Annotated in this window: 20 protein-coding genes; 3 read left to right on the forward strand and 17 right to left on the reverse strand. The window is 46.0% G+C overall.

Annotation, left to right across the window (positions count from 1 at the left end; translation table 11 throughout):
• Positions 1 to 41: 41 nt before the first annotated feature.
• On the reverse strand, positions 42 to 368 hold the full coding sequence (locus ACLSU7_RS04015) for a DMT family transporter (protein ID WP_142699949.1): 327 nt from the start codon (positions 366 to 368) through the stop codon (positions 42 to 44).
• Positions 369 to 580: 212 nt separating this feature from the next.
• Here ACLSU7_RS04015 and ACLSU7_RS04020 point away from each other — a divergent pair, with 212 nt between their 5' ends.
• From ACLSU7_RS04020 to ACLSU7_RS04030, 3 genes are all read left to right on the forward strand, one after another.
• Positions 581 to 1,543, forward strand: a complete 963-nt coding sequence (locus ACLSU7_RS04020; protein ID WP_413294265.1) for a 2-hydroxyacid dehydrogenase — start codon at positions 581 to 583, stop codon at positions 1,541 to 1,543.
• Positions 1,544 to 1,638: 95 nt separating this feature from the next.
• Entirely contained in the window at positions 1,639 to 2,904 is a 1,266-nt protein-coding gene (locus ACLSU7_RS04025; RefSeq protein ID WP_413295364.1) for a flavin monoamine oxidase family protein, read from the forward strand.
• A gap of 118 nt (positions 2,905 to 3,022) precedes the next feature.
• Positions 3,023 to 4,015: a hypothetical protein gene (locus ACLSU7_RS04030; protein ID WP_413294266.1), complete on the forward strand. Its 993-nt coding sequence runs from the start codon at positions 3,023 to 3,025 to the stop codon at positions 4,013 to 4,015.
• Here ACLSU7_RS04030 and ACLSU7_RS04035 read toward each other — a convergent pair.
• The 16 genes from ACLSU7_RS04035 to ACLSU7_RS04110 all read right to left on the reverse strand — a co-directional run bounded on the left by ACLSU7_RS04035 (position 4,012) and on the right by ACLSU7_RS04110 (position 23,797).
• A complete protein-coding gene (locus tag ACLSU7_RS04035) occupies positions 4,012 to 4,497 on the reverse strand; it encodes an RrF2 family transcriptional regulator (RefSeq protein WP_413294267.1) in 486 nt (161 codons plus the stop codon). The two genes, ACLSU7_RS04030 and ACLSU7_RS04035, sit on opposite strands and share 4 nt — an antisense overlap.
• 1 nt (position 4,498) lies before the next feature.
• A complete protein-coding gene (locus tag ACLSU7_RS04040; protein ID WP_413294268.1) occupies positions 4,499 to 4,978 on the reverse strand; it encodes a carboxymuconolactone decarboxylase family protein in 480 nt (159 codons plus the stop codon).
• A 441-nt stretch (positions 4,979 to 5,419) separates the two neighbouring features.
• The gene (gene infC / locus ACLSU7_RS04045) at positions 5,420 to 6,010 is read right to left on the reverse strand and encodes a translation initiation factor IF-3 (protein ID WP_413294269.1); all 591 of its coding nucleotides are present in this window, start codon (positions 6,008 to 6,010) and stop codon (positions 5,420 to 5,422) included.
• 131 nt (positions 6,011 to 6,141) lie between these two features.
• Entirely contained in the window at positions 6,142 to 8,106 is a 1,965-nt protein-coding gene (thrS, locus tag ACLSU7_RS04050) for a threonine--tRNA ligase (RefSeq protein WP_413294270.1), read from the reverse strand.
• A 174-nt stretch (positions 8,107 to 8,280) separates the two neighbouring features.
• The gene (locus ACLSU7_RS04055) at positions 8,281 to 9,471 is read right to left on the reverse strand and encodes a BamA/TamA family outer membrane protein (RefSeq protein ID WP_413294271.1); all 1,191 of its coding nucleotides are present in this window, start codon (positions 9,469 to 9,471) and stop codon (positions 8,281 to 8,283) included.
• The gene (locus ACLSU7_RS04060) at positions 9,462 to 10,040 is read right to left on the reverse strand and encodes a hypothetical protein (RefSeq protein WP_413294272.1); all 579 of its coding nucleotides are present in this window, start codon (positions 10,038 to 10,040) and stop codon (positions 9,462 to 9,464) included. The genes ACLSU7_RS04055 and ACLSU7_RS04060 overlap by 10 nt, the downstream gene beginning before the upstream one ends.
• 79 nt (positions 10,041 to 10,119) lie before the next feature.
• Positions 10,120 to 12,366, reverse strand: coding sequence for a hypothetical protein (locus ACLSU7_RS04065; protein WP_413294274.1), 2,247 nt, complete (start codon positions 12,364 to 12,366; stop codon positions 10,120 to 10,122).
• A gap of 69 nt (positions 12,367 to 12,435) precedes the next feature.
• Positions 12,436 to 12,981: a hypothetical protein gene (locus tag ACLSU7_RS04070; RefSeq protein WP_413294275.1), complete on the reverse strand. Its 546-nt coding sequence runs from the start codon at positions 12,979 to 12,981 to the stop codon at positions 12,436 to 12,438.
• Between the two features lie 147 nt (positions 12,982 to 13,128).
• The gene (locus tag ACLSU7_RS04075; RefSeq protein WP_413294277.1) at positions 13,129 to 14,328 is read right to left on the reverse strand and encodes a molybdopterin oxidoreductase; all 1,200 of its coding nucleotides are present in this window, start codon (positions 14,326 to 14,328) and stop codon (positions 13,129 to 13,131) included.
• A 2-nt stretch (positions 14,329 to 14,330) separates the two neighbouring features.
• The gene (locus ACLSU7_RS04080) at positions 14,331 to 14,912 is read right to left on the reverse strand and encodes a c-type cytochrome (RefSeq protein ID WP_413294278.1); all 582 of its coding nucleotides are present in this window, start codon (positions 14,910 to 14,912) and stop codon (positions 14,331 to 14,333) included.
• A gap of 2 nt (positions 14,913 to 14,914) precedes the next feature.
• Positions 14,915 to 15,439: a DUF3341 domain-containing protein gene (locus ACLSU7_RS04085; protein ID WP_142699934.1), complete on the reverse strand. Its 525-nt coding sequence runs from the start codon at positions 15,437 to 15,439 to the stop codon at positions 14,915 to 14,917.
• The gene (gene nrfD, locus ACLSU7_RS04090) at positions 15,439 to 16,800 is read right to left on the reverse strand and encodes an NrfD/PsrC family molybdoenzyme membrane anchor subunit (protein ID WP_142699933.1); all 1,362 of its coding nucleotides are present in this window, start codon (positions 16,798 to 16,800) and stop codon (positions 15,439 to 15,441) included. Before nrfD ends, ACLSU7_RS04085 begins: the two co-directional genes overlap by 1 nt.
• Entirely contained in the window at positions 16,797 to 19,940 is a 3,144-nt protein-coding gene (locus ACLSU7_RS04095) for a TAT-variant-translocated molybdopterin oxidoreductase (RefSeq protein WP_413294279.1), read from the reverse strand. The genes nrfD and ACLSU7_RS04095 overlap by 4 nt, the downstream gene beginning before the upstream one ends.
• A gap of 17 nt (positions 19,941 to 19,957) precedes the next feature.
• On the reverse strand, positions 19,958 to 20,443 hold the full coding sequence (locus ACLSU7_RS04100) for a cytochrome c3 family protein (protein ID WP_413294280.1): 486 nt from the start codon (positions 20,441 to 20,443) through the stop codon (positions 19,958 to 19,960).
• Positions 20,444 to 20,731: 288 nt separating this feature from the next.
• A complete protein-coding gene (locus ACLSU7_RS04105) occupies positions 20,732 to 22,387 on the reverse strand; it encodes a cytochrome c biogenesis protein (protein ID WP_413294281.1) in 1,656 nt (551 codons plus the stop codon).
• On the reverse strand, positions 22,388 to 23,797 hold the full coding sequence (locus ACLSU7_RS04110; RefSeq protein WP_413294282.1) for a cytochrome c biogenesis protein ResB: 1,410 nt from the start codon (positions 23,795 to 23,797) through the stop codon (positions 22,388 to 22,390).
• Between the last annotated feature and the right edge of the window lie 24 nt (positions 23,798 to 23,821).

Below are 23,821 nucleotides of genomic sequence, written 5' to 3' on the forward strand. Positions count from 1 at the left end.
CGTGCCTTAGGACTATTTTCCAATGATTTCCCGGCGGAAGACTATTCTACGAACTTTAGGCCAAGTATGCCCGCAATGATCATTCCTAAAAACAGGAGCTTCATCAACGAAAGTGGCTCTTTGAATACCAAAGTACCAACGATGACGGCGCCGACGGCACCAATCCCCGTCCACACCGTATACGAGACACCTACCGGTAATACGCGCATACTTAGGGAGAGAAGGTAAAAACTGATCCCCATCGTGACCAAAGTGAATACCGACGGAACGAGCTTCGTAAACCCTTCAGAATATTTAAGTCCGGTAGCCCAGATAAATTCCAGAACCCCCGCAATAACCAATAAAATCCAAGCTGTTGTAGTTGTCATAACTCAGCCTCTTTCAATTAAGTCCGTGAAGACTTTCTCAATTTTTTATTAAGTCGTTACTGGAGGGAGACTTTTATATCCCAAGTTGCACCGTACTCCAACGAAGTCGAAGTGAATCTGGCGCTTAGATAGACCTAGCATCTCACAATCCGTCATCCGAGAAAAGCCTAAAATTTCTTGCGACTCAAAACACAAAGGATGAAACTGTCGATATGAAAAACACCATCCTTCTTCCTTACATGGCGCCCAGGAACGTTACCGCCCTCGCAAAAGAAAAATTTGATGCATTCATTTCTGACCGCGAAATGACTGCTGATGAAATCGTTCTATTGGCACTTGAGAAAAATCCGCAAGGGATGATTGTTGTTCCAAAACAAAAAATCACCCAAGACATTATTGCAAAACTTCCCGCCAGTGTAAAAGTCATCGCGACTTGCAGTGTAGGATTTGATCACCTGGATATTGCCGCTGCGAAAGCACGGGGTATCCAACTGACAAACACTCCCGACGTCTTAACAGAATGCACGGCTGACATTGCCATGCTCTTACTTTTAAATGCCTGCCGCCGGGGACGAGAGTATCAGGAAATCATGGATGCGGGCTGGAGAAAATCTTTCAGCCAATCCGAGATGCTGGGAATTAAAGTCAGCGGTAAAACCTTGGGTATTTACGGTATGGGTCGTATCGGTCAAGCCGTGGCGGATCGTGCCCGCGGCTTTGGAATGAAGATTATATATTGCAACCGACGCCGCCTTTCCCCTGAACTGGAAAAAGGTGCCACGTACTTTGCGAAACTGGAAGAGATGCTTCCGCATTGTCAGATCCTTTCTTTAAATGCGCCTGGAACTGCTGAAACCAAACACGTCATCAATGATCAGACGTTGGCTCTTTTGCCTGATAATGCAGTCTTAGTGAATGTTGCTCGTGGAAGCTTGGTTCAGGAAGAGGCTTTGATTCGCGCTCTGCAATCGAAAAAGCTTTTTGCGGCGGGATTAGATGTTTTTGAAAACGAGCCTGCATATGATTTGCGCCTTAAGGAATTTCACAACGTCTTTTTAACTCCCCACATGGGCAGCGCCACTCAGGAAACCCGTGATGCCATGGGCTTTCGGGCATTGGAAAACATCGAACAAGCTTTAAAAGGAGTGAAACCTCAAGACAGCTTGTGGTCTTAAGATCAATTTCATGTCTTTTTACACTTACTCTCGTCAATCGTGCATGACATCCTAAAATAACGGCAACCTTTTAGAGGGAGGTTGCTGTGAAACGCGTGATCATCATTGGCGCCGGAGCTGCGGGCTTAACGTGCGCAAAACACCTTATCAACGCCGGCATTAATTGCACTCTCCTGGAGGCGCGAAATCGAATCGGAGGTCGCGCTTTCACAGTTGCAAATTCTTTTCCGGCCATCGAGCTGGGAGCCGAATTCATTCACGGCGCTTATGCACCGATGATGGATCTTTTGAATGAGCGCAAAATTTCTTTCACGGACTTGTGCGATAATCACCTCTTTTATGAAGGTGGCAAACTTCACGAGACCCGGGATTTCTGGGAAAAAATTGAGCGTGTCAGCTCGCGCCTGAAGGGTGATCGCAAAGAGGATCGTTCTCTTACCGATTTCTTAAAAACACACAGGAAAAGTCTTCCCAAACATGACATAGGAATCTTTAAATCATTTATCGAAGGCTTTGATGCTGCGGATCCCGATTTAGTGGGAGAACGAGGGCTAGCCGCTGCGGAAAAAACGGAAGAGCCTGAACTGAATGGACAGAGTCAGTTTCGTCCTTCCTTGGGACACAGCCATTTTATTGAGGAACTGTTCAAATCTTCGGGACTTCGAAAAACCGATGTTTTACTTCGACATGAGGTGAGTGAAATTGCGTGGTCTGAAAAAAGAGTCCGCGTTCATTGCAAAAACAAACGAAAAGCTTGGGAGGCGGACTTTGTCGTCGTCACGCTGCCGATCGGAGTTTTAAGGTCCAAAGACTTTTTTTCTCCTGATATTCCTCAACTCTCAGAGGCGTTGAAGTCGGTGCACATGGGGCATGCCCTGCGCACCTCATTTGAATTTTCTCATCGCTTTTGGGAAAATCTGTCCAGGCGTCCCGTTTCGTTTCTCCACACCAATCCTGAATTCTATTATCCCACTTGGTGGACCCAGGCTCCTCACCGCTCAAACATTCTGATTGCTTGGCAAGGGGGGCCGAAAGCTTATGAAATTTCCTTTTGGACAAAAGAGGAACGCATGCATCAAGCTTTTAAAACTTTGAGTCTTTTAACAGGGAGAAGCCTTGCCTTCTTAAAAAAGCATTGTCTGGCATTTCACGAGCACAACTGGAGCCAAGATCCCTATTCTCTGGGAGCTTATTCTTATGTGGGTATTCAAAAAAATGGGGAATATAAAAACCTTCGAAAGGTATTTCACAAAAGGATCGTTCTCGCGGGGGAAGGAACATCGGTGGGCTCTATGATTGGTACCATCCAAGGCGCCATGACCTCGGGAGAACGAGCTGCCCGACAAATTCTTAAACTATAGTCGCCCATAATGTTGCCAATCTTAGCAACATCTTCTTTTTTCACGGTGCCAAGTTGGCCATTTAAGTTTGGCAAAGTGATTGCATTAGGCCCATCTGGCCACTGGGGAGGGCAAAAACATGAAATCTGTTATCTTATTTTCGCTGTCTTTTATAACGTTGTGTTTCGCACAACAGTCCCATGCTATGGGAAAGCGTGTTCCTTATATCAGCGACGAAATTATTGAAGAAGCACAAGTTCACGCGTCTTTTGCGTTAACAGCGACGGATGGCAGTCGCATTCAGTTCAACTCACCTGTCGTCACCACCTATATGAAATATCTGCCAGAGGCTTCGGGAGCCGATCAAAGCCTTTGCCGATCTGGACAACCTTCACTTAGACGCCAAGCAGACATTCTGATCATCGCAAGTCAAATTCAAATCGAGCGCCGCGAACTTACGAGTCGCGAAATCGCTCTGATCCGTAAAACTCCACGCTGCGAAGTGTTTCTTGAATCTTTGCAAATCCTGGGAATGGCTTTAGCAGGGCAGAAACCTTCAAAAACTGTGAGCGCCGAAATCGATCGTCTGTCTTTTTCATTGGATAAGAAAAAAGGCAATTACTTGATCGCTCACACGACTCAAGGAAAACAAGCGGCATTTAGAATTGCAAGTCCCGTGGAACAGATCCGTGACGCTAAGGACTTTCCACAAGTTCAAATTTTGCAGAATTCCTCCGGTCAAAACTTGGGAATCAAGTTCCGTGTAATGGAGGTGAAATCAGAACCTTCGTATAACTACGAACACAGTCAATCTTGCACGGTCGAATATACGACCCGTGAATGTCGCCGTCCTGAATACGATCATCGTGATTATGACCGCCACGATGACAGAGGCCCTCGCGACCACAAAGGTGATCGTGATCGTCATCACGATGATTACAATCGCGAACGCTGCGAAGTGATCACAACGACAAGACCTGGTCACAGAACTGTCAGCAGCACAATGAATGCGAAAAGCTATACGATTCAGATGCACATCTTAAACAGCAGTTCTCAATCGGTGTATTCTGCGATCATCACTCACCGTGATGTCACAGGACCAGATCGCGAAGGCCCTTGCATCGCTGACTAAGAACGCGACAGAAGCCAGTTCATATTTTCTTCGAGAACTTCCTTGGGAAGTTCTTTAAGAAGCTGGTCTCCCAAGTCTTTCAGAGTGATCCCACGCAATTCACGGCGCCAAGCCTCATCTGCTTTCCACATCACACGGGCAATCTGGCAGGGTTTTTTGAAAGCGTTTTTTTCCTGTTTGCAGGGACCATTTTTACGAATTTCAGAACATTCAAAAGTGGAGGTCTTCCCCTCCACTGCTTCGACGATATCTAAGAAGGTGATTTTATCAGCCGCGCGAGCCAGACGATAACCACCGCGAGGTCCCAAGGTCGCATCAACCAGCCCGGCATTGGAAAGTGCCTGTAAAGCTTTAGACAGATACTCTTTGGGCACGCCATGAAATTCGGCCAGGTCTTTGGTTGCAAGATAGACTCCTTCCGGCAATGCCGAAAGAATACTACAACAATGCAAAGCCCATTCGACCTGGTTTCTTAAAATCATTTTAGTTCATTCCTGCCTTATCCAGGCCGAAAAATTTATCCGCGGACCCTGGAACTGCACGGAATGCGATGCTTAAGCGATTCCACTGATTGATCAAACCAATTGCCAAAGTCAGATCCGACATTTGCTTTTCAGAGAAATGCTCTTTCACACGGTTATAAATCTCATCGGAGATTCCTTCTGCTGTCAACTTTGTCACAGCTTCAGTCCACTCTAGTGCTGCACGTTCTTGCTCACTGAACAATGTGGATTCACGCCACACTTGCACGTGATGCACTCGCAGATCGCGCTCCCCGTGAATGCGGGCTTCTTTAACGTGCATGTCGATGCAAAAGGCACAGCCATTCAATTGGGAAGCGCGGATATTCACCATATCACGCAGAGTTTGACTGATTTCGCTTTTAGAAAGCTGTTTTGAGATTTCCATTAGACTGTGGACGATTTCAGGTGATTGTTGATTGTAGTTTACTCGTTGGCTCATAAGTGAACCTCCCTATTAAGGATAATATATATCCTTAATAGGTTTTATTCCAGATATTTATTGTCCTTAATTATTGAAAATGACAATCCATAGTCTTTTCCCATGCTTACGACAACGACACGAATGTCCTAAAACAGAAAAGCAGCCTTTCAGCTGCTTAGTCATTCCTCAACTCGAGGACAACGTGGAACATTCCACCTCCGCTTCGGTAACCGCACGCGTTATTTAGAGTGCATTTCAAAAAGTTCGCACGAAATAAAAAAAGGCAGCCAATCAGCTGCCTTTTTTATTTTCGAAGTAATTCTGAACTACTTCAAAGCGGTCAAAATGGTTCGGATGCGAGGCGGAGGGTTATCCCGCAGCGCAGGCGTGCCCCAGGCACGTCGGAGCGAGGAGATGACCCTACAACGAAGTAGACGGGCCATTTTCACTCCTTTGCGGTTAGTCTTCGTCGTCGCCTTCGACTTCTTTAAGCTCGTCGAGCTCTTTAGAGTCTTGTTTCGACTTGTTCGGATGAGCTTTTTGATACTCTTTGATTTTCAAAGGATCTGGAGCCAGCATCAAGAACATTTGCTTACCTTCCATTTTCGGTTGAGATTCGACCATTGCCAAATCGTCAACGAAAGCGATGGCTTTCTTGATCACATCCATACCGATTTCTTGATGGGCCAATTCACGACCCATAAAGCGCAAAGATACTTTCACTTTATCACCATCCAAAAGGAAGCGACGAGCGTGATTCATCTTCGTTTCAAAGTCATGTTGATCTGTACGAGGGCGCATTTGCACCTCTTTGATCGTCACAACAGTTTGCTTTTTACGAGCCGCTGTTGCTTGTTTCTTTTTCTCGTACTTCCACTTGCCGTAATCCATGATTTTGCAAGTAGGAGGAGTAGCTGTAGGAGCAATCTCAAGTAGATCCAATCCACGTTCTTCAGCGATACGAACTGCCTCAGGTACAGTCATAACACCCAACATGTTACCTTCATCATCGATAACGCGAATTTGCTGGGCGCGAATCTCACGATTCACTCTCAATGAGTCTTTAGAGTCTTTCTTGTTGCGATCAAAGCGACCGCCACCGCCTCCAAAATTTCCTGAAAACTTGCTAATGGTAAACCTCCGGGGTTTTGTTAAAAACTAGCGCCGCGTAAGTGCGACGTCTAATTTACAGTTGCAGACTTCGCAAGAGAGCTCTGCAAACTTCTTGTATTAATATCTGTCGTAATCAAATTCATCACCTGATCCACAGTCAGACCTTTGTGTTCTGAACCGTCTCTCAAACGCAATGAAACCGTACGGCTTTCCGCCTCTTTATCCCCCACGATAATCATGTATGGGATTTTTTGAAGTTGAGCCTCACGGATTTTATAATTCAATTTTTCGTTGCGGCGGTCAAACTCCACGCGCACCTTTTGATCTTTGAGGGATTTCATCAATTCCTCGCAGAACGTATTTACACGATCGGTAACGTTAAGAATCGCCACCTGGACCGGCATCATCCACGGCGGCAAATGGCCCGCAGTGTGCTCCAAATAAACACCGATGAAACGCTCTAATGAGCCCAAGATCGCACGATGTAGCATCACTGGGCGATGCTCCTTATTGTCTTCACCTGTGTACTTCAAATCGAACGCTGTTGGCAGATTCGGATCCACCTGAAGTGTTCCCAATTGCCATGGACGGTTCAAAGCATCGACAAACATGATATCTAACTTTGGTCCATAGAAGGCCCCGTCACCCGGGTTTAATTCAAACGGCAAATTCAAAGATTTCAGGGCTTCAGCCAAAGCACCTTCGGCCATATCCCAGTACTCTTCACTGCCCATTCTGTTATCCGGACGAGTGGAAAGGAAGATTTTGTAATTACTCATGCCAAGCTTATCGTAAACACGATTTAACAAGCCCATGAATTTTGCGATCTCTTCCTGCAACTGATCCATACGACAGAAGATGTGAGCATCGTCCTGACAGAACGTACGAACACGAGTCAAACCGTGCATGGCACCGGATTTTTCATAACGGTGCAAACGACCGAAATCCGCCATTTTAATTGGCAGATCACGGTAAGAATATTTCTCAGAGTTATAAAGCAAACAGTGAGAAGGACAGTTCATTGGTTTAGAGGCGAAATCACGCTCGTCCACTTTCGTGAAGAACATGTTTTCTTTGTAGTTCTGATAGTGACCAGAAGTATGGAACAGGTTCACGTCGAAAATTTGCGGCGTGATCACTTCCTGGTAACCGGTTTCGAAATACAATTCACGAAGGTACGTTTGCAAAGAGTTGTAAACCGTTGCGCCCTTACCTGTGAAGAATGGAGAACCAGGTGCAAGTTCATTGAAATAGAACATGCCAAGCTCTTTACCCAATTTACGATGGTCGCGTTTTTTCGCTTCCTCGATATTGTGCAGGTAAAGATCCAAATCTTTTTTGTCGTTGAAGGCTGTTGCATACACACGCTGAAGCATGGCGTTTTTCTCGTCGCCTCTCCAGTATGCGCCTGCTACGGACAACAATTTGAATGCTTTGATCTGACCTGTCGACTGAATGTGCGGACCACGGCAAAGGTCAAACCAGTTCGTTCCGTTGAAGTAGATACCCACAACGGTCTCGCCTTTTTTCGCAAGGTCTTCGATCAATTCAACTTTGAATCGCTCGTTCATGCCTTTGAAAGTTTCAATCGCTTTAGCAATAGGCCAGTCTTCACGGTGAATCGGAAGATCTTTGGAAACGATCTCAGTCATTTTCTTTTCGATTTTTTCGAAATGCTCTTCAGTGAAAGCAAACGGAGAATCGAAGTCATAGTAAAAACCGTTATCGATCACAGGACCGATCGTCACTTTTACTTCTGGCCAGATATCTTGGATCGCTTGCGCCATGATGTGTGCGCAAGAGTGACGAATCACTTCAACTGACTCAGGAGATTTGGTGGTGACAAGCGCCACTTTCGTTTGATCTTTCAAAACAGTGCGAAGATCAGAAATTTCAGTTGAACCATTGAGTTTTGCACCAAGAGTTTCTTTGGCCAAGCGAGGGCCAATAGACTGCGCCACTTCCAGCGCTGTCGGTTCATGGTCAAAAACCTTCGTCGAGTTATCCGGCAGAATAATTGTAATTTGTGACATTATGATTGCGTGCTCGTGAACGAGCCATTTTTAAGAAAGATAAGTGATGAATAAAACGGGAAATTTTGCATCACATTATTACTAATCCGGTGGCTTGAGGGGGTCAAGTATTCTTGGTCGCAGAGCGAGATCCTGCGGCAATGACGCGTTGCATACGTAAGTAGGACCTGGCACCTAAAAGGCTTGGTTTACTGAGAAGTACCACACCCAATCGTCTCCGTGGGCGACGTCGACACGAAAATCCACGGGATTTTCTTTTCCCAAGCGGTAACGAACGCCGGTACCACCTGACCACAGGAGATCCGTCAAGGAGAGGTCCGAGGCTTTTTCTGCCACATCCCCGACTCCGGCAAATAAGACCATTCCCCAGTGATCGTTAAAGCGCTGCCGATATTCCGCTTGGGTCGCCCATAACATTTTATCGCGGTATTTCCCGGATTTAAACCCGCGCAGATCGGGCCCCTGCCCAAACATTGCCATGTGATAAAAAGGCACGTCCCCCACGTTTACCTGCAGCGCGGCTCGAGCGGCCAGCACCTGATCATCCAGGATTTGAAAATATTGATTATAGTTTGCCTTGTAATGCTGAAAGGTGTGACCTCCGCCAAAGCGCTCATCATAAAATTGCATTTGAAAATTCGTATAAATTCCTTCGGTGGGATAAAAGGTGTTGTTACGTTTGTCGTACTGAACCTTCACTCCAGGCACCCAGGCTTGCGAATCCAATTTCGACGAAGGATCCACGGTTGGAGGAACGTTACTCACATTGAACGAATTTTTAAAATCCATAAAGCTAAGGGTCGGCCCCAAATAAAAACCATCACCTATTCGCGGCACTAATTCAGTCATTAAAAAAGTGATGTTCTGTTCAAGCAAAACCGACATGTCTTTTTGCGATTCATCTTTACCTATGCCGTAAAAGTCTGAATTTACTTTCGCGTAACCACCGAAAAGATTTAAACGCAGGCGATCTTCATTGAGCCTTCCCACATATCCTGCAACTCCCCCGTAACTCTTTTTCTCGGTGACGAAGACCGCACCCACGGCAATGGAAGGCTTTACGTTTTCTTCATGGGCGAAAATTCTTTGGGCGAGGAGAACCAAACCCCAGCCCTGAGACGGATCATAATTTGGTACGGGAGCAATCACCCATTCTCCCCCGCGAAGTTTTTGCGCCATCTTGGTTCCCAGGCGGTTGTCCAAGGGCGTTTTCTGAGTCGCATCGGGAACGGGATGCTTTTTATCAAAGTCATCATTGTCGGAACCATAGTTATCGGAATTGACAATCGCAGCAAAGGTTTCACTAAAAAAGCATTGAATAATTACGCTTATCAACAGCGGGATGATGAATAATTTTAACGACACAACTCAGTCACTCTTCTCATGTCGTTCATATCATCACATTCAAATCTTCCAAGCTGACCACAAATGCGATCAATACATCGGGCATCGTAAACGCCTCGACAGATTTTCGTGACTGCGAAAAGCTCGCGTTTTTCATCACAGTCAAAACGATCCAATTGATTGCAGACGGCAGTCACGCACTCGCCATTCACGCCATCGCACTGGCAGGCGATGTCTTTTACTTTTTGATCACTGCTGCAATTCATGTTTGGCAACTGATCACAGACGGCGCGAATACAGCTGATATTCTGCCGAGGATCACAACTGGAAGGTGGCTTTGGCGGCCGTGGCGGATGACTTGGAGGACGTGGTTGCGGAGCTGGCGGAGCAGGCTCTTGGGGACCATCCCCCGGTTCATCAGGTAAAGGCAACGGAGGAGGAAGTTCCCCGCGCATAATCTGTTCATAGAGTTGCAATTTTTGATAATTCGCTTGTATAGGTCTGCTATCAGCATCTGAGGCTTTTGCGAATTGCGAGTTTCCTATAAAAATTGAAACCAGAACAAGTGCTGCTGCCTTGATCAAAGTCATCGCGTCCCCCTGGAGATTCTATTTCAACAGAGAGGGCGATCACTCACAAACTGGGGGTTAAGAATTTGGCAAAAACCAATTACTCGGAATAAAACTTCAGACGGTTCTTTTTAATAAGCGGCGAAGATTCTCCGCTGGGGTACAATCTCTCGGCACCGATTTTTTTCTCAGCCATATCAATCGCTCGTAACAGTGTCTGCTGACGTTTTTGCATGTCCTGGATTTGATAGTCTGTTAATTTACCGTCAGTCACTTTTTTCCAGTCTTCGAAAGCTGTCGACTTCAATTTTTCGACGACTTCCTTCTGGGGCGTAAAGGCTTTGATCGCCGACTGCAACTCTGATTCCCTGCGTTTTAACTCTGCCAGTTGCTCTTTCATTGAAGCAACATTGCGACCACCACTCTCGATAGATTTCGTCATTTTTTCTTGCGCCCGTAGGTTCTTATCAAGGGCGCCCACATTTCCTTGAAATGTGACAAAGGGGTCTTTGCCTCTGCCGCCGCCAAATGACAAACCATGATCGATGGCCACAAGTTTTCCGTCTTCTTTTTGCAGATAATTAAAACCGTGGCGGTCGCCATTGGCGACGAGATAATCAAAGAATCCCAGTTGATCCGGATCATCTGCGAAAACTTCGTTGGGTGCTTGATCTTTTAGGTTTTTCACACGGTATTGAACCGTGCCTACTTCGCCTTTGTATTCTTTCATCACTGTGACTGGCACGGAATTTAGCCCCAGGTATTTATCGATATTATAGGCGGCCACTTCGCTTTTTGCGGTGTCGATCTCGTCCACTGTCGTTCGTGGCTTCCACACACCTTCAGAACCGTCTTCATAACGAACGAACCTGGCGCCATAAACACCCTGCCCGACTCTTTTGTCAGAAACGATATTTCCCTCAGCTAATTTTTTTTCAATGGCCATCGAGGACGCCGTGGCACCCGGTCTTAATTCGTTAGAAACCGGTCGAGTAGCCACCGTCGAAGTCGCATTATTTCTCTTAACTGAAGCTCTGGTATCCAGGAACGCATCTGCATCCGCGATACGACGAGCCTGACTGGCATTTTCCTCTTTGATCGCTTTCTTAACCTTTGCCGTCACCGCCGAAATCGCTTTTTGCGGGACCACTCCCAAGGCTGTCAATGTGGCCGCCATAATGCAGTTATCCTGCTCCACCCGTTCCGCCGTGGGAGCACTAACACACGCACCACTGGTTTTTAAATCTGCGATCTTGGTTTTGAAACAAGCCTGATCCGTCACGGCCGCCATACTGGCAAAGTCCGTCGCCATCACGGCGTACTTCATCATGTTCATGGCGTTGTAAGAAACCATTCCCAAAGTTCGGGCTGATTGCGCGGTTGAAAAAGCTTTAGCTGTAAAGGCCCCGACTTTACCAACAACCGATGCACCTGCCCCTAAAAATAAAGAACCAATCATCACGCCATTATTTAAGTTATCCGCTCCCAAACCATAGCGGGAGTTCGCAAGACAAGCGACTTCACCCAGCTTTGGTTCACTTTTAACCACCGAGGCACTAAGACCCGGGTCCGCCAATAAATCATGGCGAGCTGTGCGATCCAGGCCCACTCCTCCTTGACCTACCAAGGCTTGAGTCAAATTGCTGCGATTCTCATCCAAAGCTTTTTGCGTTTTTGAATAAGCTTCGTTCAGACTTCCTATCATCTCCTGATCAGAAAGTTCGCTAGGAGAACTGGAATACTTTTCGATCACTGATTTAACTTCGGGTGCACCGGATAAAGGAATCGCACTGAGGATCACCTTGTAAGAATTCTGAAGAGAGATCAGCTCCTTACAGGCATTATATCGAGCATTCTTTTTAAAGCCTTTTACCTGCTGTTCAAGGGCTTCAAAAGTGAGCGGGCAAACGGGTGTCGCAAGCATCGGATTCGAAACTATTTTACTCGCTAGTTCCGCTGTCTTTGCACGCACTTGTCTTGCAAGAGTTAACTTTTGCTTGAGATCTGAATTGGGAAAATCCTTAGTATTTTCTGCGACGATACGTCGTGCGAAATCACTGGCACATTGTAGTTCACGCACTTGTTGCTGCCCGAGCAATGCAAAGTAACGATCTTCTTCAGATTGTCCTGCTATCTCTGCAATTTTCTTAACATCTTGGGAATTGCGCTGAAGTTCTGTTTCGCTGGGATCACAAGCTTCCCCTGATCCCGACTTAGCCACCGTGGGTTCACAAGTATTGCCCGTGATTTTAAAAGCTTTCTCGGACAATGCTTCAAGAGGACCCGCACATACAAGTGTGGCGTGAACGAAAATATAAAATGAAATCAGAAATTTAAGCGGGTTCATCAGGAAACTCATCGGTCACAACGAGTTTCCTTTTGAGAGGAAAAGTCAGTCTATCGAATGACTTAAGAACTATTTTGCCTCAGTCACGCTGGACGTTGGTGTTGGAGTCGTCGCTGGCGGAGTGGATTGAGGAATATTTGCGTTCGTGAAGAGGTCTTTCAACACCCGTGGATTTCCAGCGGCATCAAAGTCATAGACCTTGCCACCATCGTAACCGCGCAAGTGATTGCACTCATAACTTAAAGCATAGTCGTAAGTTTTTCCGCCCTTAGTGACACGAATGCCGTAACGAGGATTGAAACAACCAGGCAGTGCCAAGCCATCTTTAAAGGATTCAGCAGCGTCTTTAAATTCCAAGGCTGCTTCGGTCACGTCTTCAGGGTTGAGCTTGATCTCACCTAAAACTTTGAACCCGTGAAAGTCAGTGGCACCCTCGCCCTTTTGAGCAGGATCCAAAGAGTAGACTGTTGCCGTTTGCGGCTCTTGAAGATTGTTTAGAAAAGCCATTTCAGCTTTGACGGCTTTGACTTCTTTGGTTGCTTCCAAAGAATCGAATTTAAAATCGCAGCCTGTAAACAAAGTTGCTGCTATCAATGTTCCCAATAGAAATCTCATAAGACTCCCCAACTCACCCATCACCAGGATAGATGAAAGATCTAATCATAGTCTAAACGACAAAAGCCACCTTTGGGGTGGCTTTTGTTAAGAGTCCAGCGTTATTAACGCATTGTCACTCTCTTATTTAAAATTCTGTTCCGAATTTTAGTACGCAACGTGGTGGTTAAGTGCCTCGTGCATGCGTGGATCCTTAACTGGAACCAAGTTGTTTTTGCTCCAGAAGTTCATGATGCAAAGAAGGAACAAACCAGCGAAGCCTGCGAAGATACCGATTTCCCAGAAACCGAATACGATCGCTCCATCGTTGAAGTTTGGATACACCATCCAGTAGATATCCACGTATTGGAAAATCAATACGATTGTGGAAATCAACAATACGTTCGCATCGTTTCTTTTTGCATCACGAGGAAGCAAAGCTAGGAACGGAACTACGAAACGGAAGATCAAAAGAGCTACGGAAATTTGCATCCAACCGCCCAAAGATCTCATGATGTAGTACTCAGTTTCCTCTGGCAAATTGGCATACCACATCAACATGAATTGAGAGAATGCGATGTAAGCCCAGAAGATCGAGAAACCTTTTAGGTATTTTACCACGTCATGTTGGTGCTCAACAGTTACGTAGCCTTTGACCAAACCAGAGCGTCTCATGAACACGATCGTGATCGCCAAGAATGCAAGACCCGCTTGGAACAATCCAGAGAAGCAATAGATTCCGAAGATTGTAGAGTACCAAGTTGGAAGCAAAGACATGATGATGTCCACAGAGAAGAACGAGAACATCAAAGCGAAGAACGCGATGAAACCAATGGCTGGACCCACGTTTTTGTGAGTCAAGTTTTCGTCGCCCGACTTATCCTGTTTCAAAGAGTTACCAACGATAACCCATTTGAAGATCATGCAACCTACAACGAAGAACAACAAACGAATCACGAAGAACGTCGGATTCAAGTAAGCAGTTTTTGCTGCGATCACTGGATTTTCAGCGATGATTTTTGGATCAGCCCAGATGAAAAGTTTTTTGAAACCGAACAACAAGATCAAACCGAACACCAGGATGAACGGAATGAATGATGTCGTCGCTTCAGCAAAACGGCGGATAGACACAGACCAACCTGCTTTCGCAGTGTTATTAAGTGCAACCCAGAAAAGACCGCTCAAGCCCAAGCAAGAGAAGAAAAAGAAAGAAACCAGGTAAGAAGTCCACAAGCGGTCTTGATTTTTAATCAAACCCACTGCGAATGTGATCAAACCGATCGCCATCAAAACGAAGCTCAATGTTTTCATCCATTGTGGAGCTTCGAACTTACCCATATGTAGATCTACGTGTTTATGTTCGCCCATATCTATTTACCATCCCGTTTCTCAAGGAAACGAATGTAGTTAACAACCTGCCAACGGTACTTTTGCGGAATGTGAGAAGCGTAAGGGCCCATCACACCTTGTCCCATCGTGATCACGTGGTACAAGTGACCATCTGTCCAACCTTTAACTTTATCAGTTAAAATTGCCGGTGGTTTCAATGCCATTTTAGCAGACACTACTGAACCAGACTTGTCGCCGCCTTCGCCTTTATAGCCGTGGCAAACTGCGCAGTTTGTTTCGTAGTATTTTTGACCTGTAAAAAGGGTCTCATCATCCATTTTGCCAACAAGAGGATTTTTAAGGTTCTTAGAAGCCCCTTCAACATCCGTTGCGTAACGGTACGGCTCGAAACCTTGTGGAACTGTGTGTTCCGGAGGCACGCGCATACCGCTGTGGTGAGGAGAAGATTCATCATACTCCTGAGCTTTGATCGCCGGAGATTCCATCATATCTTGAATGATCTCAACGTTAGGATTGTTGCCGCGAGGACCACAGCTTGTTAGCGCTGACGCTACCAAGCCTGCTGCTGCTACACCTAGTGTAATTTGCACAAGACTTTTCATTTCTAGTACTCCGTCTTCTTCACTTCAACTGCGCCAAGTTCTTTGAACATGTTCGTCAGTTTCGTCTCATCATAGATATTGTCATTGTGAGGAACGAAGATTGCGAACTTATGGCAGCTCAAATCTGGATCGATAACTGGTGGGTCGATACGTGGCATTTTGCACGCATAGAACAAAGCACCTACAGAAGAAAGAGCTGCAAACAAGACAGTCAATTCGAACATGATAGGTACGAAGGCTGGAAGTGAGAAGAATGGTTTACCACCCACGTTCACGGCCCAGTCTACTGCTGAAGTCCAATAAGTCAGACCCAAACCAGCAGACAAACCTACAACACCCGCAACGAAAGTTACGTAAGGAATCCAAGAGCGTTTGATACCGCAAGCTTCTTCCATACCATGAATTGGGTATGCAGAGATCGCTTCAAATTTATCAGAACCAGATTCACGCATTTTTGTAGCGGCTTTAAGAATTTTTGATTCTTCAAGCCAGATACCAGCAATACCTTTAGTATATTGAGCAGCCATTAGTGGTGCCCTCCTTCAGTGTCATAACCAACGTGCAGAACCGGTTTAACCTCTGCGATAGAAACCGCAGGGAACAGGCGCAAGTACAACAAGAACAGAGTCAGGAACATACCGAACGAGCCGACCAAAACGCCCGTATCGAACCATGACCATTGGTACATACCCCAGTTGGCTGGCAAGAAGTCACGGTGAAGAGATGTCACAGTGATAACGAAACGTTCGAACCACATACCGATGTTAACGAAGATAGATACAACGAACATTACTGGGATTGAACGACGAAGTTTCTTGAACCAGAAAACTTGCGGAGACAATACGTTACAAGAAACCATGATCCAGTATGACCAAGCGTAAGGACCGAAAGCACGGTTTACGAAGGCAAAACGCTCGTACGGGTTACCAGAGTACCAAGCGATGAAGAACTCTGAAGCGTACGCGTAACCAACCAGCATACCTGTTGTCATGATGATTTTATTCATCACTTCCATATGATCTAGAGTTACGTAGTTTTTGAATTCAGGGAAACCGATACGAACCAAAGTCATCAACGTCACAACCATCGCGAAACCGGAGAAGATCGCACCGGCAACGAAGTATGGAGGGAAGATCGTTGTATGCCAACCTGGCAAGTTAGAAACCGCAAAGTCGAAGGATACGATCGTATGTACTGACAAAACTAGAGGCGTCGAAAGACCCGCAAGCAACAAGTACAACATTTCGTAGTGCGACCAGTTTTTCGCAGTCCCTCTCCAACCTAGAGACAACGCACCGTAAACCGCTCTGCGAAGTTTGTTTTTCGCACGGTCTTTGATAGTTGCAAAGTCAGGAACCAAACCGATGTACCAGAACACCATGGAAACAGTCGCGTATGTTGATACGGCGAAAACGTCCCAAAGAAGTGGTGAACGGAAGTTAACCCACAATGGACCACGTTGATTCGGATACGGGAACAACCAGTAATCCAACCAAGGACGACCTGTATGTAGCAACGGGAAAAGACCCGCCGTCATAACCGCGAAAACCGTCATCGCCTCAGCTGTACGAGCAACTGACGTTCTCCATTTTTGGCGGAACAAGAAAAGTACCGCAGAGATCAGCGTACCAGCATGGCCGATACCGATCCAGAATACGAACGTAACGATCATCGTACCCCAGAATACTGGATGAGTTACACCCAGCAAACCGATACCGATACCTACTACGCACGCAAGGATAACGATGTAAAATAGAAGCAAAGTTTTTGCGCCAAGGAACATCCCGATCCAACCTTTGGATGGGAATCTTTCCACTGGAGCACAGATGTCATCGCTGACATCTTTCAAAGTCTTGTTACCAAGGACTAATGGGCTACGCTTAATCATGAGTGCTCACCTTGTTTTGCAGTACCGTGACCATCGTGGCCACCAGTTGATTCTTTATCATTATTACGGATTTTGGATAGGTAGCGAACAGATGGTTTTGCATGCCATTCTTCAAGCAATGCGTAACCACGCTCTTTCTCTTCCGCTTTCCAAATTTTAGCTACTTCACTGTTTGGATCGTTCAAATCACCAAACACGATACCGCCAGCTGGGCACGATGTTTGGCAAGCCACTTTAACGTCGCCGTCTTTCAACTGGCGTTTTTCGTTACGAGCCACAGTTTTAGCATCCTGGATTCTTTGAACGCAGAACGAACATTTCTCCATCACCCCGCGAGTACGAACACCAACAGATGGATTCAAAGCCATGTGCATTGGTTTTTCGATCAACTTCGCGTAGTTGAACCAGTTGAAACGACGTACTTTGTACGGGCAGTTATTCGCGCAGTAACGAGTCCCCACGCAACGGTTATAAACCATGTCATTCAGACCTTCATCTGAGTGAGTCGTTGCCAATACCGGACAAACCGTTTCGCAAGGAGCGTTGTCACAGTGTTGACACATAACCGGTTGGAAGACTGCATTGGCATCAGCGATATCGCCTGTGTAGTAACGGTCGATACGCAACCAGTGCATGATACGACCTTCAAGAACGTACTTCTTACCAACAACTGGAATGTTGTTTTCAGATTGGCACGCAATCACGCAAGCTGAACAGCCTGTGCAAGTGTGAAGATCAACAGCCATACCCCATTTGTGACCAGAGTATTCGTGACCTGACCAGATAGACCAAGTCTCGTGTCTGTGGATACCAGCAGATTTATTTTTTACGTAGTCTTTCAAATTCGCTTCAGCGGCGATTTGACGGCCTTCCATAGAGAAGTTACCAGACGTACCAGCTAGGTCGTAGTGCTTACCAAGCTTCGTGAATGTCGCTGTTTGACCAGCAAAGATCGCTTTGCCCGCTTTATCAACTGACACGAACTCAGTCATGTTTTTACCAACGCCGTTCGCTACTTTACCAGCGCGAGTGCGTCCGTAACCAACAGCTACTGCCACAACGTCATCATGAAGACCTGGTTGGATGTAAACTGGAAGATCCACGGACTTATCACCCACTTTAAGAGTGATCATGGAACCCGTTTTCATATGATTTTTCTCGGCAGTGCCGATGGAAATCATCGCATAGTTATCCCAAGTCAATTTAGTAACTGGATCTGGAAGTTCCTGCAACCAAGCCACGTTCGCCAAAGATCCATCCATGATCGCCAATTTAGGGTAAAGAACAAGTTCCATACCTTGTTGAGCTGGCGCTGGTTTGATATTTGCGAAAGCGTCTGTTTTGAATGAACGCGCAGAAGAACCACGGCTCAATTCACCCACGTAACCTTTTTGAAGAGCTTCCAACCAGAAATCTTCAAAGGCTGCGCCTTTTCCGTATTTAGGGTGGATGTCTGACTTCCAGTAAACTCTCAGGTAGTCATAGAATGTTTCGTAATCACGAAGACGTGCTGGACCTTGTTTTGCCATGAACGCCCAAGTCATCAAAGACAACTGGAACGAACGAGTGTCGTACATAGGACGGATCGCAGGTTGGCAGATAGAGATAACGCCTTTACCAACTTCCAAATCATTCCAAGATTCCAATGCATGGTTATCTGGAGTGATGTAATCCGCAAACACACCTGTTTCGTCAACACGGTCACCTGTGTAGATAACCATTTTAACTTTTTTAACGGCTTCAGCAAAACCCATCACTGCAGGCAAAGAGTAACCAGGGTTCAGTTTGTGCATGATAAGAGTTTGAACTTTGCCGTCTTTCATATCCTGGATCAATTGCGCCATTTCAGCGTATGAACCCGTCAATGCAGAGTTACCCGCTTTGGAATCAACAGTTTTGCCGTCGTTATCCAAAACAGAGTTTAGCATATTCACAGCGATTTGCAGTTCAGTCGCTTTGTTCGTCAAAGTCGTGATACCACCAGCAACCACCAGTGACTCACCTCTTTTTGACCAAAGATCAGAAGCTACTTTCGCGAACATTTCCGCGTCTACACCCAATTTCGCAGCTGTATTTGCGAAGGGCTCTAGAGCCGATTTCACTGCGCCGTTACCAGCGTATGAAGACTGACCTTTTTTCACGATGATTTCGTGAAGAAGACCCATCACCACATCAAGTTGTTGTGAAGGTTTGATTTTGAAACGGATATCCGCGTTTGCACCCGTCAATGAGTAGTTGGAATCGAAAGAAACCAAGCGGCTCATGTTTTTGATGTCTTTACGGCCTTGAGTGAACTGGTGAGTGAAAGCCGTTGGGTTCAGCCAAGTACCCAAGAAGTCTGCATCGATAGAAACGATCATTTTCGCTTTATCGAACCAGTACTGAGGAACAACTTCTTCACCGTAAGACGCTTTTTGACCGTCACGGATTTCTTCGTGAGCAAATGCATCCCAAACTACAGTTTTAGCTTTGAAACCTTGAGCGAAGTCAGAAACCACTGCACGAGTTGAAGGAGAAGAAATTGGACCAGAAAGAACGACAACGCCGCCTTTTACCAATTGCTCAGAAACTTTTTTGTCTAGCTCTTCCCATTTAACGTCGATCAATTGAGAGTTTGATTTTTTCTCATTGAACAAGTTGCGTTTTGGTCCTTGCAATCTTTCAGGATCGTACATGGACATCAAAATCGCTTGAGAACGAGCGCTCAAACCACCCGCGCTGAACGGATGAGAAGGATTTGATTCGATGTGGATAGGACGGCCTTCACGAGTTTTAACAAGCAAGCCCATCGCATCGTTACCGTCAAAGTAAGCAGATGAATAGTAGTTCGCCTGACCAAGAGTGATCTCTTCAGGCATTTTGTTGTATGGAACGATCTTTTGCACCGGACGACGTACGCAAGAAGCTGTCGCCATTGCCAAAGACGCACCCATAAGTTTCAAGAACTCACGACGTGCCCAACCGTCTTCACTGTCGCTTTCGCGAAGTGGAGAAGATTTGAACTCAGTCTCTGCCATTTTTTGAAATTCAGAGTCACCGATCTTTTCTTCGATCGTTTCCCAGAATTTCGTGTCGCGCACGATCTTCGGGCGCAACGCTTTTTTCATCTCTAATTCATTATCAGTATGCATTTCAGACATAATACCTTCCGAAACCCTTAGTAGTGACAAGTTGAGCAGTTAAGAGGAGCTTTGTTCTCTGGTTGGCGGTGACAGTTCACACACCAGCCCATGGAAAGGTCAGAGAATTGCTCCACGCGCTTCATCGTTTCGATAGGACCGTGACACGTTTGACAGTTCACGCCTTTAGCAATGTGAGCGTTGTGGTTGAAGTGAACAAAATCTGGAAGCATGTGAACGCGCACCCACTCAATCGAGCCGCCGCTGTCGTATGCATCACGCAGTTTTTGAATTTCTGGTTTATCTGTCGCTACTTGCAAGTGGCAGTTCATGCAAGTTGAGAGCGCAGGAATATTCGAGTGTTTCGTTCTTTCCACTTGATTGTGGCAGTATTGACACTGAATTTTGTTAGTTCCCGCATGCAATTGGTGATCAAAGGCAATTGGTTGCTCTGGAGCATAGCCTTTGTTGTATCCCCAACCGGTTTGGAATTTACAACCCGTGAGTAATGTTGAAAAAATCATGAGCGCGCTCAAACAAGCTAACACGCCCGCCGTCGTACTTCTAAATACCCGATGCATAATCATCCTTTTGCTAAACTCGTATCCTCTTGTTCACATTGAGGATTGAGGCCAACAACGCTGTCCTATATTTAATTTTGCCCTTATTTAATGACTTAAAAGTCCAGTTGTCCATATTCTTTTTGCAAGCATATTGAAAAAGCGAAAGAGTTTTAACCCTTTCGCCCACTTTTTGTGCAAAAACTTTTCGCGCCGGAGCATAGCGACGCTACTTCCTACGCGAACTCTTCGCTACGAATTTGCAGATTTTTTTGTGCGGCCCTGACGGATAACCCACACGTAAAGCACCATCAGCATATGTACAGCCACAAAAGCAGACACATACTCAATACCACCAGCACCGAATCCGTAAGAATGAAGCCCCGCACCAAGAACGAAGTTCACCCCGTACCAAGCCATGATCACTAAAGAGAAAGTGATAATCGCTGTCACTACCATGCCGAAATTTTTGATCATTCCCGCGTATCTTGCGTGTAGGACCGCCAAATAACCAAGAAGCGCAATCAACGCCCAAGTTTCTTTTGGGTCCCATCCCCAGAAACGGCCCCAAGAATAGTCCGCCCAGATACCACCCAAAATAATTCCAGGCGCCAAGAATGCCACGCCAATTTGCATCGATCTGTAAATAGCTGTCACGATCGCGCGAATCTTGTCGTGATTTTTTTCTTCACCTTTTAAATAGTAGAATAGACCTAAGTCGCCCAAACCGAACGCCAAGAAAAACGCTGCGTAACTGATAGTGATTGTCATCACATGAATCGTCAGCCAATAGTTGCTGCGCAGCACAGGCTCCAATGGTTGCAAAGTAGGATCCAAAACCGCTGGCGCAAAGTCAGCGATGACCAACGCAAATGCTGAAACCAATGTCCCTGCAAACAAAATCATGCGGAATTTATAGATTAGCTCCAGGATCGACGCGAACAAAATCACGCCCCAAGAAACCCAAATCACCGTCTCATACATATTAGAGACTGGCGCTCTTTCCATAATATACATACGCAGACCGAAACCATATGTGTGCAGAATAAAGCCCAAGCCCAACAAGACCCACGATGCCTTCATCATAGACTCTTTGGAGAGAGCCCACACTAAAAGCAAAACGATGGCCGCTAAGATATAGAATACATAGGCCCAACGAAACGGATGGAAATCGTTGTAGTGAACTTCCGCTTTGATCTTCGTATCGTGATCATAAGCCGTCGGATTTTCCGCACGTGCCGCGGTTTCAAATGCCACGATCGATTCGTCAAGCTTTGTCGCTGACGATTCGATGTCCCCCGCATTCGCACCACTCGCCACCTGACCGATATAAGTCACAAACGCTGTCGTGATGCCTACGAATTTTTGTTGAAACGCTTCTGGCAAATCAGCAACGGCAATCCAGCTTGTGCCCTCTTTCGGAGGAAGCACTTTCATCATGCGTCCCGCAGCCACCTCTTGGAACACGAAGAATTGATTCTCCAAACGCTGCAATGCCTGGAAGTACGGATTCAATTTTTCTTTGGTTTCGCGTTTGGCTTGAAGCTCTTGACGAAGAAGCGTGAAGCGCTCGCTGCCGAAAAGTTCCTGGCCGTTGAAATATCTTTGGTCTTTAGGAAGTTTTAACGCCTCCAAAACCTGGTGATTGCGCACTTCAAAGATTTTCTTATCAGCCCAGGCTTGTGGAGAAAGCATCCAAGTTAGAATGATTTCTGTGGCTTTACGGCCCTCGTAAGTGCTTTTCCCGTAAACGATTTCCAGCATCTCTTTTGAGAAGCTGTCGTAAGGTTTAATACGACCGCCATCTTGCACTGGCAGATATTTTAATTGATCACCGGGTTTTGCGAATGAAACCCCTGCGGAGAATGAAAGCAAAACTGTTGTCAAAACTAGCAAAAGCTTTTTCATCTATTCTTTCCCGTCTTCTTTCTTTTTAGCTATTTTGAAATCTAAATGTTTAAACCACATCAATAAAACCACACCGACTGATAAAATCAGCGAACCCATGTATTTCCACATGCGGCCTGGATCCGCATTCACCGAGAAAATCGAAGCCACGGGGTGACCGTTTTCCTCCTGGAAGCTCGCCTGATAAACCGTCAGCCCTTTGTGCTTCATCGGTTCATTCATAGAAATCTCACGCTCACCCAATTCAGGAACTTCCACGACACTTTTGTAAGCGGCCGCTCTCATTGTTCCTTGATAGCGATCCACCGCGAAGGATTTAAGCTGAATCGGGAAACCGATGTCGATACGGCGATTACCGTAAGTGAAAAGATAAACTGCATCTTTGGTGAAGAGCTTTACCATGTCATTCAAAAGAACCCAGTGAAGTTTTCCCTCAAATAAAATCTGAATCGCAGACGTCGTCAATGGCGTTGGCGCTTCCATGTCTTGCAGATCCCAGTCTTCCAATGCCGAAGGAATAAACCTGAGGATACGAAAATCCATGGCCATTTTAAAGCCGGGATTAAAAACGTCGCCCTCTTTCACGAAACCTGTTTTGCCAGGCTTTTCTGATTCCTTATAGAAAACGGCGTAACGAAGTCCGCCCTTGTCTTTATCAGGCTGCAGGTAAATTTCATTACGACCTTGGCCTTTTTCAGGAATAGGACCGATGTGAACCTGGGCCGGGCCAAAATCATGAGTTTGAATGGAGTTGGCTTTCTTTTGCACCAGCCATTCGATCACGTTCACGTTGGGATTTTGAATTTGGAAGCGCAAAGCAGATCCCGCTTTACCGCTCTCATCCGCTACGACCTTACGAGAAGGCAGAACGTATTTTTTGTAGTCGACAACCTTGATCTCACCCACATAAACCGGCACATTCGTCGGTTTTTCTTTCGTCGGTGGGTATTTGAAAAAGTCCACTTCTTGTTCGAACGTTTTTGAGTAGCGATCGCCATCAAAAGAGCTATAGACCACTAAATCTGTTTCCGGAGTTTGCACCAGGTTGTTTTTCTGACCGATTTCGATACGCATGGATCCATCCAAGCCGTACTTCATCGTCAGTAAACCGCCGAACAACAAAATGATGATACCGATATGTGCGAGAACGAACGAAGCATGACGTCTTTTCCATGGCAAGCGGTCCACCATCACGGCGACCAAGTTCACCACGAGCATGCCCATGATCGTGTACATATACCAAGTGTCGTAAACCAGTTTTTTAGCGGCGTAGGCGTCGTACTTTGCTTCAACGAAAGTGCCGACAGCGGTCAAAGTTGCAATTGAAAGAATGATAAAAACCGCAAGCTTCAAACTTGCGAGAGGTTTATTGATGCGTTTCAGAAAAGATTTTTTCGAAGATTCTGCCATAGAGGGAATATCATTAGATGAAAC

It is taken from the genome of Bdellovibrio sp. HCB185ZH (assembly GCF_047302455.1).
In the GTDB taxonomy this organism is placed as follows: Bacteria; Bdellovibrionota; Bdellovibrionia; order Bdellovibrionales; family Bdellovibrionaceae; genus Bdellovibrio.

Bases quoted from the DNA above. Each gene is read 5' to 3' on its own strand.
- ACLSU7_RS04030 (WP_413294266.1), top strand. From the start codon at position 3,023: ATGAAATCTGTTATCTTATTTTCGCTGTCTTTTATAACGTTGTGTTTC.
- ACLSU7_RS04085 (WP_142699934.1), bottom strand. From the start codon at position 15,439: ATGGCTGCTCAATATACTAAAGGTATTGCTGGTATCTGGCTTGAAGAA.
- ACLSU7_RS04035 (WP_413294267.1), bottom strand. From the start codon at position 4,497: ATGATTTTAAGAAACCAGGTCGAATGGGCTTTGCATTGTTGTAGTATT.
- ACLSU7_RS04075 (WP_413294277.1), bottom strand. From the start codon at position 14,328: ATGGGCGAACATAAACACGTAGATCTACATATGGGTAAGTTCGAAGCT.
- nrfD (WP_142699933.1), bottom strand. From the start codon at position 16,800: ATGATTAAGCGTAGCCCATTAGTCCTTGGTAACAAGACTTTGAAAGAT.
- ACLSU7_RS04070 (WP_413294275.1), bottom strand. From the start codon at position 12,981: ATGAGATTTCTATTGGGAACATTGATAGCAGCAACTTTGTTTACAGGC.
- ACLSU7_RS04040 (WP_413294268.1), bottom strand. From the start codon at position 4,978: ATGAGCCAACGAGTAAACTACAATCAACAATCACCTGAAATCGTCCAC.
- ACLSU7_RS04095 (WP_413294279.1), bottom strand. From the start codon at position 19,940: ATGTCTGAAATGCATACTGATAATGAATTAGAGATGAAAAAAGCGTTG.
- ACLSU7_RS04080 (WP_413294278.1), bottom strand. From the start codon at position 14,912: ATGAAAAGTCTTGTGCAAATTACACTAGGTGTAGCAGCAGCAGGCTTG.
- ACLSU7_RS04105 (WP_413294281.1), bottom strand. From the start codon at position 22,387: ATGAAAAAGCTTTTGCTAGTTTTGACAACAGTTTTGCTTTCATTCTCC.
- ACLSU7_RS04060 (WP_413294272.1), bottom strand. From the start codon at position 10,040: ATGACTTTGATCAAGGCAGCAGCACTTGTTCTGGTTTCAATTTTTATA.
- ACLSU7_RS04065 (WP_413294274.1), bottom strand. From the start codon at position 12,366: ATGAACCCGCTTAAATTTCTGATTTCATTTTATATTTTCGTTCACGCC.
- ACLSU7_RS04110 (WP_413294282.1), bottom strand. From the start codon at position 23,797: ATGGCAGAATCTTCGAAAAAATCTTTTCTGAAACGCATCAATAAACCT.
- ACLSU7_RS04100 (WP_413294280.1), bottom strand. From the start codon at position 20,443: ATGATTTTTTCAACATTACTCACGGGTTGTAAATTCCAAACCGGTTGG.
- ACLSU7_RS04015 (WP_142699949.1), bottom strand. From the start codon at position 368: ATGACAACTACAACAGCTTGGATTTTATTGGTTATTGCGGGGGTTCTG.
- thrS (WP_413294270.1), bottom strand. From the start codon at position 8,106: ATGTCACAAATTACAATTATTCTGCCGGATAACTCGACGAAGGTTTTT.
- ACLSU7_RS04020 (WP_413294265.1), top strand. From the start codon at position 581: ATGAAAAACACCATCCTTCTTCCTTACATGGCGCCCAGGAACGTTACC.